This is a genomic window from Acidovorax sp., assembly GCF_046339755.1.
Classification (GTDB): domain Bacteria; phylum Pseudomonadota; class Gammaproteobacteria; order Burkholderiales; family Burkholderiaceae_C; genus Acidovorax.
The window spans coordinates 1-13,381 of the sequence record NZ_JBKDTZ010000281.1 but is presented as its reverse complement, the minus strand read 5'-3'; the positions used below and the strand labels follow the sequence as shown (position 1 = coordinate 13,381).

Annotated in this window: 13 protein-coding genes; 5 read left to right on the top strand and 8 right to left on the bottom strand. The window is 68.8% G+C overall.

What is annotated here, in order from left to right; translation table 11 throughout:
- Positions 1-2 precede the first annotated feature (2 nt).
- A complete protein-coding gene (locus ACK59X_RS24285) occupies positions 3-398 on the top strand; it encodes a DUF779 domain-containing protein (RefSeq protein WP_409960930.1) in 396 nt (131 codons plus the stop codon).
- 114 nt (positions 399-512) lie between these two features.
- Positions 513-1,310 carry an isocitrate lyase/phosphoenolpyruvate mutase family protein gene (locus tag ACK59X_RS24280; RefSeq protein WP_409960929.1) on the top strand — a complete coding sequence of 266 codons (798 nt, stop codon included), beginning with the start codon at positions 513-515 and terminating at the stop codon, positions 1,308-1,310.
- A gap of 12 nt (positions 1,311-1,322) precedes the next feature.
- Here the strand turns inward: ACK59X_RS24280 and ACK59X_RS24275 are convergent, their stop codons facing one another.
- The 3 genes from ACK59X_RS24275 to sbcB all read right to left on the bottom strand — a co-directional run bounded on the left by ACK59X_RS24275 (position 1,323) and on the right by sbcB (position 6,029).
- A complete protein-coding gene (locus ACK59X_RS24275; protein ID WP_409960928.1) occupies positions 1,323-3,203 on the bottom strand; it encodes a sigma-54-dependent Fis family transcriptional regulator in 1,881 nt (626 codons plus the stop codon).
- 106 nt (positions 3,204-3,309) lie between these two features.
- A complete protein-coding gene (locus ACK59X_RS24270) occupies positions 3,310-4,560 on the bottom strand; it encodes a cystathionine gamma-synthase family protein (RefSeq protein WP_409960927.1) in 1,251 nt (416 codons plus the stop codon).
- Positions 4,561-4,589: 29 nt separating this feature from the next.
- The gene (gene sbcB / locus ACK59X_RS24265) at positions 4,590-6,029 is read right to left on the bottom strand and encodes an exodeoxyribonuclease I (RefSeq protein ID WP_409960926.1); all 1,440 of its coding nucleotides are present in this window, start codon (positions 6,027-6,029) and stop codon (positions 4,590-4,592) included.
- Between the two features lie 66 nt (positions 6,030-6,095).
- Between sbcB and ACK59X_RS24260 the strand changes: the two genes are divergently transcribed.
- A complete protein-coding gene (locus ACK59X_RS24260) occupies positions 6,096-7,436 on the top strand; it encodes a lytic murein transglycosylase (protein WP_409960925.1) in 1,341 nt (446 codons plus the stop codon).
- Positions 7,437-7,497: 61 nt separating this feature from the next.
- On the opposite strand, the gene ACK59X_RS24255 is transcribed toward ACK59X_RS24260, so the two are convergent.
- Complete coding sequence (locus ACK59X_RS24255; RefSeq protein WP_409960924.1) at positions 7,498-7,977, bottom strand: hypothetical protein; 480 nt, start codon at positions 7,975-7,977, stop codon at positions 7,498-7,500.
- Positions 7,978-8,230: 253 nt separating this feature from the next.
- Between ACK59X_RS24255 and ACK59X_RS24250 the strand changes: the two genes are divergently transcribed.
- The gene (locus ACK59X_RS24250) at positions 8,231-8,584 is read left to right on the top strand and encodes a DOPA 4,5-dioxygenase family protein (protein ID WP_409960923.1); all 354 of its coding nucleotides are present in this window, start codon (positions 8,231-8,233) and stop codon (positions 8,582-8,584) included.
- Between the two features lie 69 nt (positions 8,585-8,653).
- Here the strand turns inward: ACK59X_RS24250 and ACK59X_RS24245 are convergent, their stop codons facing one another.
- Both ACK59X_RS24245 and ACK59X_RS24240 read right to left on the bottom strand, forming a co-directional pair.
- Positions 8,654-9,832: an acetyl-CoA C-acetyltransferase gene (locus tag ACK59X_RS24245; RefSeq protein ID WP_409960922.1), complete on the bottom strand. Its 1,179-nt coding sequence runs from the start codon at positions 9,830-9,832 to the stop codon at positions 8,654-8,656.
- A gap of 59 nt (positions 9,833-9,891) precedes the next feature.
- On the bottom strand, positions 9,892-11,598 hold the full coding sequence (locus tag ACK59X_RS24240; protein WP_409960921.1) for a PHA/PHB synthase family protein: 1,707 nt from the start codon (positions 11,596-11,598) through the stop codon (positions 9,892-9,894).
- 87 nt (positions 11,599-11,685) lie between these two features.
- Here ACK59X_RS24240 and ACK59X_RS24235 point away from each other — a divergent pair, with 87 nt between their 5' ends.
- Entirely contained in the window at positions 11,686-12,000 is a 315-nt protein-coding gene (locus ACK59X_RS24235; protein WP_409960920.1) for a hypothetical protein, read from the top strand.
- Here ACK59X_RS24235 and pgeF read toward each other — a convergent pair.
- Together pgeF and ACK59X_RS24225 are read right to left on the bottom strand one after the other, a co-directional pair.
- Complete coding sequence (pgeF, locus tag ACK59X_RS24230; RefSeq protein WP_409960919.1) at positions 11,920-12,732, bottom strand: peptidoglycan editing factor PgeF; 813 nt, start codon at positions 12,730-12,732, stop codon at positions 11,920-11,922. The two genes, ACK59X_RS24235 and pgeF, sit on opposite strands and share 81 nt — an antisense overlap.
- Before the next feature lie 9 nt (positions 12,733-12,741).
- The gene (locus ACK59X_RS24225; protein WP_409960918.1) at positions 12,742-13,200 is read right to left on the bottom strand and encodes a MarR family winged helix-turn-helix transcriptional regulator; all 459 of its coding nucleotides are present in this window, start codon (positions 13,198-13,200) and stop codon (positions 12,742-12,744) included.
- Positions 13,201-13,381: the final 181 nt, after the last annotated feature.

Genomic DNA, 13,381 nt, shown 5'->3' with positions numbered 1-13,381 from the left:
CCATGAGCACCACGGGCACGGCACTGGCCGCACCGGAACGCGTCAACGCCACGCCCGCAGCGCTGGCGTTGATCGCACAACTCCATGCCCAGCACGGCCCACTGATGTTCCACCAGTCGGGCGGCTGCTGCGATGGCAGCGCCCCCATGTGCTTCGCGCGCGGCGAGTTCCTGGTGGGCGATTCGGACGTGCTGCTCGGCCACATCGGCGGCGAGCCCTTCTACATGAGCCGGCCGCAGTTCGCGGTGTGGCAACACACCCAGATCACCGTGGACGTGGTGCCCGGCGGGGGCGGCATGTTCTCGCTGGAGCGGCCCACGGGCCTGCGCTTTCTGATCCGCTCGCGGCCGTTCAGCGAAGGAGAATCGGAGCTGCTGAGGCTGCACCCGGTGGCCTGACGGAACGCCCGCCTGAGATCCCCGGCGACCCAGGCGGGCGTCGTTCAGCTCCTGGCCATGCCTTCGAAGTCCACCGGCGGTATGCTCACGCAAAGACCTTCCGGAGGAGACCCCATGACCGCATCTGCCACCACCTTCCGTGCCCTGCACTCCAACGCCACCCTGCTGCGCCTGCCCAATGCCTGGGACGCCGCCAGCGCCCGGCTCTTCGAGAGCCTGGGTGCCACGGCCATCGCCACCACCAGTGCCGGCGTGGCCTGGTCCCAGGGCTATCCCGATGGTTACGCGATGCCCGTCGAGGTGGTGCTGGCGTATGCCAAGAACCTGGTGCGGGTGCTCAAGGTGCCCCTGTCGGTGGACATGGAAGACGGCTATTCGGACGACCCGGCGCAGGTCGCCGACCTGGCTGCGCGGCTGGCCGAGGTAGGCGTTGCCGGCATCAACCTCGAAGACGGACGCAAGCCCCCCGAGCTGCTGGCGCGCAAGGCCGAGGCGATCCGGGAGCGGCTGGCCAAGGACGGGCTGGACCTGTTCGTCAACGCGCGCACCGACGTCGTGCTGGCGCGGCTGGTGGATGAAGGCAGCCAGGTTGACGAAGCGATCACACGCGGCACGCTGTACCGCAGCGCCGGCGTCGATGGCCTGTTCGTGCCCGGGCTGACCGATGCGGCGCAGATCCAGGCGGTCGTGGCCGGTGTGGACCTGCCGCTGAACCTGATGGCCTGGGGTGGCCTGGCCAACGCCACGCAACTGCAGGCCTTGGGCGTGAAGCGGCTCAGCGCGGGCTCCGGCATCCCCCAGGTGCTGTGGGGCCATGCCGCGAAGCTGGCGACGGACTTTCTGCAAGGGGGCGAATCGGACAAGCTGCAGGGGCAGATCCCCTATGGGCAGATGCAGGGGCTGTTCAGCTGACCTGGACGGTGGTCACGCGACCTGGGCGCGCAGGTGCCGGTACACGGTATTGCGCGACACGCCCAGCGCACGCGCCACGGCAGACACAGTGACGCCTTGCGCGACCAGGGCCTGCGCGATTGCCGCCGCGGTGATGGCCTGCAGGGGCTGCGTGGCGGGTGCGGCCGCCACCGCTGGTGAAACAGCCTCTTCGCAATCCTCCAGAAAATCCTCGGGCAGGTGTTCGCGCCGGATGGCCGTGTCGCCCTCGGCCATCAGCGCCGCGGTGCGCAGCACATTGGTCAACTGGCGCAGGTTGCCGGGCCAGGCGCAGCGCGCGAACAGGGCCATGACCTCGGGGCACACGGGCAGCGGCGGCGCGGCGGACTCGGTGCCCGACTGCAAAATGCGCTGCACGATGGCAGAGAGGTCGCTGCGCTCGCGCAGTGCGGGAAGGCGCACCACCAGGCCATTGAGGCGATAGTACAGGTCCTGGCGAAAACTGCCGTCGGCCATCATGGCGCGCAGGTTGCGGTGGGTGGCGCAGACCACGTGGATGTCCACCTCGACCTGGCGCGTGCCGCCCAGCGGGGCCACGCTGCGCTCCTGCAACACACGCAGCAGGCGCGCCTGCAGCGCCAGCGGCATGTCGCCGATCTCGTCGAGGAACAGCGTGCCGCCATGGGCCTGCACGATCTTGCCGGGGCTGCCCTTGCGCCGTGCGCCGGTGAAGGCGCCCTCCTCGTAGCCGAACAGCTCCGACTCGATCAGCGACTCGGGGATGGACGCGCAGTTCACCGCCACGAACGGCGCCTGGCGGCGCGGTCCGTCGTGGTGGATGGCGCGGGCCAGCAGTTCCTTGCCGGTGCCGGTCTCGCCCTGGATCAAGGTGGCGATGCCTCGGCCCAGCAGCTTGGTGACGCGGTCGATGGCAAGGGCCAGCGCGGGGTCGCCGGTGTTCAGATAGCGCAGGCCCGACAGGGCGGGCGACCGGGCCGGCGCCCGAACGGAGGTTGCGGGGCTGGAAATCCACAGCCGCTCTGCCTGCGGCCGGTGCTCGGGCCGGGCCTTCACCGTCACGCCGCCGGGCAGGCGCAGCGTGAGCAGCGCGCCCGGCGCCCTGCGGTACTGGTCGAGCACCTGCCCCAGGTCCACCCCGAACAGCGAACCGAAGGTGTGGGCCTGCAGCGCGCTGTGCGACAGGCCCAGCTGGAACTGGCCGCTGCGGTTGGCCGAAAGAAAGCGCCCATCGGGGGTGAAGGCAGCCAGCCCCTCGACCAGCGTGCCCAGGAATTCAGGGCGGGCGTGGAAGTGCAGGCGCACCGCATCCTCGTGCACCTGGTTCCAGAGGTGGTTCTCCACCATCTGGGCCGACATGCGCACCAGCGCCATGGTGTGCTTGCTCTGGCTGCGGTGATCGCCGCTCACGTCCAGCGCGCCCAGCGCCCGGCCCTGCGGATCGAGGATGGGCACGCACGAGCAGGTGAGGAACTGGTTGGCGCGCAGGTAGTGCTGGCCGGCATGCACCTGCACGGCCTGGCCCAGGGCCAGCGCGGTGCCGATGGCGTTGGTGCCCTTGCGCTCCTCGGTCCACACGCCGCCGGGGCGCAGGGCCACGCGGTCGGCCCGGGCGACGAAATCGTCGTCGCCCAGGGCGTGCAGGATCACGCCTTCGGGGTCGGTGAGCAGCACCATGCTGTGGGTGCCGGCGATCTGGTGGTAGAGCGTCTCCATCACGGGCAACGCATGGTCGGCCAGCAACCGGTTGCGCTGCAGCGTGCACTGCAGGTCGGCACGGGCCATGGGCATGGCATCCAGGACGTCCTGCGTGCGCAGGCCGTACGCGGCCGAGCGCGCGTGGGCACGCGGTATCAGGTCCTGCGGTGCCGCCAGGGCGGCTTGCTCCAGGTGCATGGGTTGTCTCCTTGCGACCGTAGCAGTCAGCGCTGCCCGGCGTTTGAGGAAACCTTAGCATGTCGGCCTTACGCCAGCTTGCACTGGCAGGCTGGCATCAGGGCCTTTAAGCGAGGGCCTGGGCGAAGTCCGCCTGCAGGTCCTCGATCTCTTCCAGGCCAACGGACAGGCGGATCATGCCGTCGCCAATGCCCATGTTGGCGCGCACTGCCGGGCCCGCCTCCCAGAAGATGGTATGCGCCACGGGGATGATCAGCGTGCGCGTGTCGGCCAGGCCCGTGGCCTTGATCGGCAGTTGCAAGCGGTTGCAAAAAGCCAGGCATTGCCCGGCATCGCGCAGCTCGAAGGCAAGCAGCCAGGAGCCGGCCTTGAAGTGCTTGCGCGCGATGGCGTGCTGCGGATGGGATTCGAGCATGGGGTAGTGCACGCGTGCAATCGCGGGGTGCTGCTCCAGCCACCGGGCCAGGGCCAGGGCCGTGGTGCTGGTGCGGTCCATGCGCAGGGCCAGGGTCTCGGCACCCAGCGCCAGCTGGTGCGCGGCCTGGGACGACAGCATGCCGCCCATGTCGCGCAGGCCCTTCTTGCGGATCTGCTGCAGGCCCCAGCCCTTGGCGTCGCCCTTGCGGTAGGGGGCGAAGATGTTGGGGTAGCTGCTCCAGTCGAACAGGCCGGTGTCGGTGACCGCGCCGCCCAGCGCATCGCCCAGGCCGCCGATGCTTTTGGTCAGCGAGTTGACGACCAGGCCCGCGCCCACGGTCACGGGGCGGAACAGGTAGGGCGAGGCCACGGTGTTGTCCACCACATAGAGCAGGCCGCACTCCTTGCACAGGGTGCCGATGGCTTCGAGGTCGGGGATCTGCGTGCCGGGGTTGGCGATGGTCTCCACGAACACCATGCGCGTGTTGGGGCGCACGGCAGCCGCCACCTGGGCGGCATCGGTCACGTCCACCACGGTCACCTCCACACCCAGGTCGGCCAGGGCGCCGAACACGCTGTTGGTGTTGCCGAAGACGAATTGGCTGGCCAGCAGGTGGTCGCCCGCCTTGAGCAGGGTGAGGAACACTGCGCAGACGGCCGCCATGCCGGTGGAAAACACGATGCTGCCCTGGCCGCGCTCCATCTGCGTGACCTTGTACTCCAGCGCCGCCGTGGTGGGCGTGCCCTGGCGCGCGTAGTTGAAGCCGCCCTTCAGGGTGCCCTGGAACACGCCGATCAGGTCCTCCACCTTCTCGTAGCCGTACTGCACCGAGGTGTGGATGGGCTGGTGCACCGCGCCGTATTCGGTGCCGGCCAGACGGTCGGCATGCACGATCTGGGTGGTGAACTGGTGGGACGGCTTGTCGTTGCTGCTGCTCATGGGAAATGCGGACTTGGAAAAGAAATTGCTCAGCGCTCGGGCGCTATCTGCTCGGCGTAATCGTACAGGGCGCCGAGGATGTCCTGGGTGCGGTCGTCATCGGCGGTTTCCGAGAGATTGTCGATCTCGGTGAACAGCTGCTCCACCGTGCGCGCGCCGCCCGCGCCATCGAACAGGCAGGCGGCGCGGTGCGCCTCCCAGCGCTCGTGTTCCTCGGGCGTGAGCGTGTCGGGGAAGTTGCGCGCGCGGTAGCGCCAGACCAGCTCCTTCAAACGCGGGTCGTCGAACGACAGGCGCGTGCGCGCCAGCTTCTCGCCGCTCATGGCGCGCATGTCGGTGAGCTGGCGCCGGTCGCCGTTGCCCACGAAGCCGCCGTACAGGTCCTGGTCCACATCGGGCCGCTCCTCTTCGGGCCGTGCGAACACCGCAGGCCAGATGCCGCTCATGTCCGGCAGCACGCGCGCGATCTCGGCATGCTGGGCGGCCTGGGCCAGGTCCATCTTCCAGTGGCGCGCGCGCTCGGGCGTGAGCGTGTTCACATTGCCCACCACCATGGGCGACTTGTTCAGGTGGATGGTCTTGATGGGCAGGCGTGTCACGCCCTCGGGCAGGTCGGCCGCGCGCGAGAACATGCGCAGGCGGATCTCCTCCACGCCCATGCTGGCCAGCGGCGTCGGGTCGTGCGCCAGGTCCCAGGCGATCAGCTCGTTCTTGTTGGTCGGGTGGCTGGCCAGCGGCCACATCACGGCCAGGCAGCCACGCTCCACCGGGAACATGCCCGACACGTGCAAGAACGGCTTGGCCGTGACGGCCGTGGCCGGCAGGCGCAGCTCGGCCGCCACGCGGTCCTTTTTGTGCAGGCTGAGCGCGAAGTCGAACAGCTTGGTATTGTGCTGGCGGATCAGGCGCGCCAGGGCGATGGTGGCGCGCACGTCCGACAGGGCATCGTGCGCGGCCTCGTGCAGCAGGCCATTGGCCTTGGACAGGTCTTCGAGCTTGAAGCTGGGCGAGCCGTCTTCCTTACTGGGCCAGGTGATGCCGTCAGGGCGCAGCGCGTAGGTCATGCGCACCACGTCCAGCAGGTCCCAGCGGCCGCACTGGTTCTGCCATTCGCGTGCATACGGGTCGATCAGGTTGCGCCAGAACATGAAGCGCGTGATCTCGTCGTCGAAGCGGATGGTGTTGTAGCCCACGCCGATGGTGCCGGGCCGGGCCAGCTCGGCCTCGATGCGGGCGGCAAAGGCATGCTCTGGCATGCCCTGCTCCAGGCACTGCTGCGGCGTGATGCCGGTGATGAGGCACGACACCGGGTCGGGCAGGTAGTCGTTCGCGGGCTGGCAGAAGATGTTCAGCGGCTCGCCGATCTCGTTGAGCTCGGCATCGGTGCGGATGGCCGCGAACTGTGCGGGACGGTCACGGCGCGTGTTGGCCCCGAAGGTTTCGTAGTCGTGCCAGAGAAAGGTATGCATGAAAGGAAATTGCTACGGTCAGAAACACCAGAAGGCGCAAGTATGCCGGGCACGGGACAATGGGGAATGCTCAGAACGCTTTCATTTCCCTTGGTTTCGCATTTTTCCGCTGTCCAACCCCGCGGCGCACTGACAGCCCTGGCCCTGGCAAGCGCCCTGGCGCTGGCGGGCTGCGCCACCTCACCTACCCCTGCACCCCAGGCCTCTGCCCCACTGCCCCGCCCTGCAGCAGCCGCCCCGGCACCCGTCTCCACGCCGCCAGCACCGGCCCAGCCCGATGCCGAGCAGGCCGGCTTTGCCGCATGGATAGACGCCTTCTCGCGCGAGGCCCTGGCCGCCGGCATACTGCCGGCCACGGTGCAGCAGGTGCTGGGCCGTGCACAGTTGCAGCCGCGCGTGATCGAGCTTGACCGTGCCCAGCCCGAATTCAGCCGCACGCCCTGGGCCTACCTGGACAGCGCCGTCTCGGCCCAGCGCATCGCCCAGGGTCAGGCCAAGCGGGCCGAGCACCAGGCGGCCATCGATGCCGCAGCCACTCGCTACGGCGTGCCGGCCTCCATCATCACGGCCATCTGGGGCATGGAGAGCAACTACGGCAGCAACTTCGGCAACTTCCGCGCGGTGGATGCATTGGCCACCCTGGGCTTCGAGGGCCGACGCGCGGCCTGGGCACGCAGCGAGCTGCTGGCGGCCCTGCGCATCCTGGACCAGGGCGACATCAGCGACGAGCGCATGGTCGGCTCCTGGGCCGGCGCCATGGGCAACACCCAGTTCCTGCCCTCGGTCTTCCTGGCCTATGCGGTGGATGCCGATGGCGATGGCCACCGCGACATATGGGGCAGCATTCCCGACGTGGCAGCCTCCACCGCCAACTTCCTCGCGCGCATGGGCTGGCAGGCCGGCCAGCCCTGGGGCGTGGAGGTGCGGCTGCCGCCGGGCTTCGACTACGCCCGCGCCGAACAGAACGTGCGCCAGACGGCTGCGCAGTGGGCTGCAGAGGGCGTGCAGGGTGTGGACGGCCAGGCCCTGCCCGCGCTGGACGCAGCCTCCATCGCCACACCAGCGGGCGCGCGCGGCCCGGCCTTCCTCGTGGGGCAGAACTTCCGCACCATCCTGCGCTACAACAACTCGGTGAGCTATGCGCTGGCCGTGGGCCTGCTGGCGCGCCAGATCGAGGGCGGCACCGGTGTGGTGGCCGCCTGGCCGCGCGACCTGGCGCCCTTGTCGCGCAGCCAGCTGCAGCAGATGCAGGAGCAGCTCAACCAGCGCGGCTTCAACGCCGGTACCCCTGACGGGGTGATGGGCCCGGCCACGCGCGCCGGGCTGCGCCAGTACCAGCAGAGCGTGGGGATGGTGGCCGATGGCTACCCGACCACCGAGCTGCTGCAGCGGCTTGCGGCGCCCTGACCCGCGATGTGATTTGTCCAAGCGCCCCGGAAGGCTGCCGGGTCCACCGCGCGGCCAAGGCTCAGCGCGCCTTGGCCTGGATCGTCTGGCTGACCCCCACTTCGCGCGCCACATGGGCGTACTGACGGCTGTGGATGTCGGCCACGGCCCAGGCGCTGGCCTTCACCTGCCTCGCGGCGGTGCATTTGGAGACGCGCGGGTCGGGGCCGGAACTGGCCGTCACGGCCTGCATGAGCGTGGACACGTGGGGCTGCTTCTGTTGTTCCAGCTCCCGGTAGCCGGCGGAGCTGTAGGCCTTGCGCAGCATCTCGGCCTGCTGCTCCTGCGACCAGCCGCGCGTGCCCGCACTGGCCTTGAGCTGCGATTCGAGGCGCGCCCGGTTGCGCTGCGGCCCATCGCCCACGGTCTTGAGCGCGGCATCGATCTCGGCCTGCGCAGCCGTGTAGCGGGCACCCGAACTGCATTCGGCCGGGCTCGCATGCGCTGCGCCCGCCAGGGCCGAGGCGAGCAAAAGGGATGCGGCGAATCGGGTCGGTGCCATGGTGTCGATGCCCCCGGGAAGAAAGGGGCCCGCGCAGGCGCGGGCGAATCTCCCAATGTAGCGCGCACTCCACGCCGCGCCAAGGGCTGGTGGGCCCCAGGGGCCACCCCCGCACCAGGGTGATGCGCAAACCAGACACTCTCGCCAGCCAGCCCGGCCCGTGGGGGCTTGCGCTGGCACACCCTGCGTGGTCGCCCGCCAGGCCATAACATCCCGCCTTCGCCCCGCCCCGCCTCGCCCTGCCCTGCTGCCCATGACCTTGCTCGACCCTGCCCTGATCCGCGACTGGCACGCCCATGTCTACTTCGACGCCGAGAGCCGCAACCCGGCCTGGGCACTGCGCGAGACCATTGCGCGCGAACTGGCGGGCCGGGTGGAGATCGGCCGCTTCCATGAGCGGCCGGTGGGCCCGCACCCGATGTGGAGCTACCAGCTCGCCTTCGGCCCGGCCGAGTTCACCCACGTGATGGGCTGGCTGGCGCTCAACCACGGTGCACTCGACGTGTTCGCCCACCCCAACACCGGCGATGGCCTGCGCGACCACCGCGACTGCGCGGTATGGCTCGGACACTCGCACACCCTGAGGCTGGAAGGATTCCCGGGCTGAATCTGGAGGCGAAAAAAAGCCCACCGCGCGCGGTGGGCTTTTTGCTTGCTGCGCGCAGCGGGAGAGTGCTCAGCGTTCCACAGTCAGCGACACGCCCATGCCGCCACCGATGCACAGCGCGGCCACGCCCTTCTTGGCGTCGCGGCGCTGCATTTCGTGCAGCAGGGTCACCAGGATGCGGCAGCCCGATGCACCGATGGGGTGGCCGATGGCGATGGCGCCACCGTTGACGTTGACCTTGGCCGGATCGATCTCCAGCTCCTTGTTCACGGCGCAGGCCTGGGCGGCGAAGGCTTCGTTCAGCTCGAACAGGTCCACGTCGGCGGCGTTCCAGCCGGCGCGCTGCAGGGCCTTGCGCGTGGCCGACACCGGGCCCATGCCCATGGTGGCAGGGTCCAGGCCGGTGGTGCCGAAGGAGGCGATGCGCGCCAGGGGCTTGAGGCCCAGGGCCGCGGCCTTCTTGGCGCTCATCACCACCACGGCGGCGGCGCCGTCGTTCAAGCCCGAGGCATTGCCCGCCGTCACGCTGCCGGCCTTGTCGAAGGCGGGGCGCAGGCCGGCCAGGGCTTCTGCATTGGTCTTGCGGTTGAGGTACTCGTCGGTATTGAAGAAGATCGGGTCGCCCTTCTTCTGCGCCAGGGCCACGTCCACGATCTCGTAGGCGAACTTGCCGGCGTCCTGCGCGGCGGCGGCCTTGAGCTGGCTGTTCAGGGCCAGGGCGTCCTGCTGCTCGCGGGTGATTCCGTACTGCTTGGCCACGTTCTCTGCGGTGATGCCCATGTGGTACTGGTTGTACACGTCCCACAGGCCGTCCACGATCATGGTGTCCACGAGCTTCCAGTCGCCCATGCGCTGGCCGTCGCGCGAGCCGGGCAGCACATGGGGTGCCAGGCTCATGCTTTCCTGGCCGCCGGCCACGACGATCTCGCTGTCGCCCCAGGCCACGGCCTGGGCCGCCAGCATCACGGCCTTGAGGCCCGAGCCGCAGACGGCGTTGATGGTGAGCGCAGGCGTTTCTTGCGCCAATCCCGCCTTCATGGAGGCCTGGCGCGCGGGGTTCTGGCCCACGCCGGCCGTCAGCACCTGGCCCATGATGACCTCACCCACCTGGCCGGCCGACAGGCCGGCGCGCGTGATGGCTTCGCGGATAACGATCGAGCCCAGCTCGGTCGCGGGCACCTTTGCCAGTGCGCCGCCAAACTTGCCCACCGCGGTGCGGGTGGCCGAAACAATGACGATGTCTTCCATGGAATGTCCTTCTTTTCTGGAGGTGGATGTCTGGGGTTGGATTGTCTCAGGTCAGCCGGTCAGGCCTTTTGCTGGACATAGCGCCCCGGTGCCGGCTCGATGGCCTTGAACTTCGTGCCCTTGCCATAGCCCTTGGGCGCGGCGACCTGCTTGCCGGCGTGGCCCTTGAGCCAGGCAGACCAGTCGGTCCACCAGCTGCCGGGGTGTTCGGTGGCGCCCTGCAGCCATTGGTCGAGCGTGCCGGGGAACTTGCCGTCGGCACGGATCCAGTGGCTGCGCTTGCCCTTGGCAGGCGGGTTGATGACGCCCGCGATATGGCCCGAGGCCCCCATCACGAAGCGCTTCTTGCCCGGCAGCACCTGGGTCGAGGCATAGGCCGCCGTGGCAGGCACGATGTGGTCCTCACGCGAGCCGTAGATGTAGGTGGGCAGCGTGAGCTGGCCGAGGTCCATCTTCTCGCCGCAGACGGTGAGCTTGCCGGGCTTGACGAGGTTGTTCTCAAGGTAGAAGTTGCGCAGGTACCAGGCGTCGAACGGCCCGGGCAGGTTGGTGCTGTCGCTGTTCCAGTACAGCAGGTCGAACGGCGGCGGCGTCTCGCCCTTGAGGTAGTTGCCCACCACGTAATTCCACACCAGGTCATTGGGGCGCAGGAAGCTGAAGGTGGAGGCCAGGTCCTGCCCCTTCATGAGGCCGCCGCTGCCCATCTCCATCTCGCGGTACTTCACGAAGCCCTCGTCGATGAAGACGTCCAGGATGCCGGTGTCGGTGAAGTCGATCAGCGTGGTCAGAAAGGTGGCGCTGGCCACCGGCTCCTGGCCGCGCGCAGCCAGCACGGTGAGCGCATTGGACAGGATGGTTCCGCCCACGCAGAAGCCCAGGGCATTGATCTGGTCGGCACCGGTGATGGCCTGCACCACATCGATGGCGGCGATGGCGCCGTCTTCGACGTAGTTGTCCCAGGTCTTCTTCGCCAGGCTGTCGTCGGGGTTGCGCCAGCTCACCACAAAGGTGCGGTGGCCCTCGCTCACGGCATAGCGGATCAGCGAGTTGTCGGGCTGCAGGTCCAGGATGTAGAACTTGTTGATGCACGGCGGCACCAGCAGGAAGGGGCGCTCATAGACCTTGGCCGTGAGGGGCTTGTATTCGAGCAGCTGGAACAGCTCGTTCTCGAACACCACGGCGCCCTCGGTGGTGGCCACGTTGCGGCCCACCTCGAACAGGCTTTCGTCGGTCATCGAGACATGGCCCTGCTTCAGGTCGTGCAGCAGGTTCTGCATGCCCTTGGCGATGCTCTCGCCATTGGTCTCGATGGCCTTCTTCTGCGCCTCGGCATTGAAGGCCAGGAAGTTGCTGGGTGCCATGGCCGCCATCCACTGCTCCACGCCGAAACGGATGCGCGCGCGGGTCTTCTCGTCGGCCTCCACGGCGTCGGCCAGCGCCATCAGGGTGCGGGCATTGAGCAGGTAGGCGGCGGCCGAGAAGGCGGCCACCGGGTTGCTGGCCCAGCCCTCGCCGGCAAAGCGCTTGTCCTTGACCTCGGGTTTGCCCTGCAGGCTCTGGGCCCACAAGGCCTTGGCTTCCTCCAGGTATTGCTGCTGCAGCGCCTGCAGCTTGGCAGGCGACAATTGCACGGGTGCGGCCGCGGCCACCCCCGGGGTGGCACCCAGCTCCATTTTCTGGAAGGATTGGACGGCCTGCGCCCAACCTTGACCGAAAATCTGCTGGAACTGCTGGGCGCTCTGGTCCCAGATCGATTCTGAACTCATCCCGTCTCCTATCCCTGTCATGGTGTTCCGGCATCTCGGTAAGCCCATTGTTGCCCACCCCGCAGGGACTGGCAACCCGCAAAGACAATGTACCTGATCGTCATCGCCTGGCTGTACGTCACCCTCATGATGGCCGTGGCCGAAGCCACCAACACCACGGGCACGGTGCTCGGGGCCATCATCACCTTCGTGCTCTATGGGCTGCTGCCCATGGGGATCCTGGTCTACATCCTGGGCACACCCTCGCGCAAGCGGGCCATCCGCCAGCGTGAGCAGGCCGAGCAGGCGGCCTGGGATGCCGAGCAGGCGGCGCTGAAACCATCAACCCCGCCAGATGCAGGCAGCGAAACGCCCGCTGCCCCCGAGGGCGGCGGTGTCGCGCCGGTGCGAAAAGAACCGTGAGGCATTGCCCACGGTGCACCAGGGCGCCGTGCCGTCATTGCCGAAGACCGCAGTGATGCCCAGCGCCGCCAGGCGCAGCCGGGCCAGGCCCGCCAGGTCGGCGAGGTATTTGCCTCCGGCCTGGGGCACGAAACAGCGCTCGGCAGCCGGGTCATGGCCGCAGAAGGCGGCGCGCACCTCGGGCCCCACCTCGAAGGCCGTGGGCCCGATGCAGGGGCCCAGCCAGGCCATGACCTCGGCGGCAACCGCGCCCTGGGCGGCCAGGCGCAGCACCGTGGATTCGAGCACGCCCTGCCCCGCCTCTCCCGCCTCTCCCGCCAAGCCGCGCCAGCCCGCGTGGGCGGCCGCCACCACGCTGCCACCGCGGTGGGCAAACAACACCGGCAGACAGTCGGCCACCATGATGGTGCACACGGCCCCCGACGCGGTGGACAGGCAGGCATCGGCGGAGGTGGCGTCGGGCGTAGCGAGGTCGATGGCCGCCACATCCGTACCATGCACCTGGTTCAGGAAGACGGCGCGCGCATTCGCAGTGGTGGTCTGCAGGACCGCCTGCAACACCTGCCGGTTGGCCTGCACGGCAGCCACGTCGTCACCGACGTGGGCGCCCAGGTTCATGCGGTCATAGGGCGCGGCGCTCACACCGCCCGCGCGCGTGGTGCACAGCGCATGCACGCCGGGCGGCGCAGGCCAGTCAGGAACCAGCCAGTCGGCCGGCATCGAAGCATCCATGGGGAGCAATCAGGCGCCGGAAGTACCTGCGGGGTCCTTGTGGTGGTAGACGACCTTGGTCAGCAGGGTCATCAGGGCGGTGCGCTCCTCGGCATTCAGGGGGCCCATCAGGCGCTCCTGCACGCGCTGGGCGGCGTCGCGCATCTGCAGCGCGGCAGTCTCGCCCTCGGGGGTGATCCACAGCAGCTTGCGGCGCCGGTCGCGGGTGTCGGCCTCACGGCGCACCCAGCCGCGCTTTTCGAGCCGGCCGATGACCGATCCCGAGGTGGCGGCATCGAAGGCCACGCGCGAAGCCAGGGTGACCTGGTCCTCACCCGGCTGGGCCAGCAGCTCGTGCAGGATGGCGAACTGCACCGGGGTCACGTCGACCCCGGCCGTCTCTTCCAAGAAAAGCGCCACGGTCCGCTGGTGCGCGCGGCGCACCAGGTGGCCCGGCGTGTTTTGGAAATCGAAGCTCTTTGCTGCCATGGGCGCGAGTGTAGCGCCCATCCGCAGCCGCCAAAGCACGGTTTTGCGGGGCTGGCGGGCAGGTCCCACGGGAGCGTGGCACACTGCCAACAGGTACGATGACGCACAAGTTGGCTTCACGGCAACCTCCCCAACATTCCCCGAAAGGCAGAACGAACATGAGCTATGTGTTTTCTCCCGC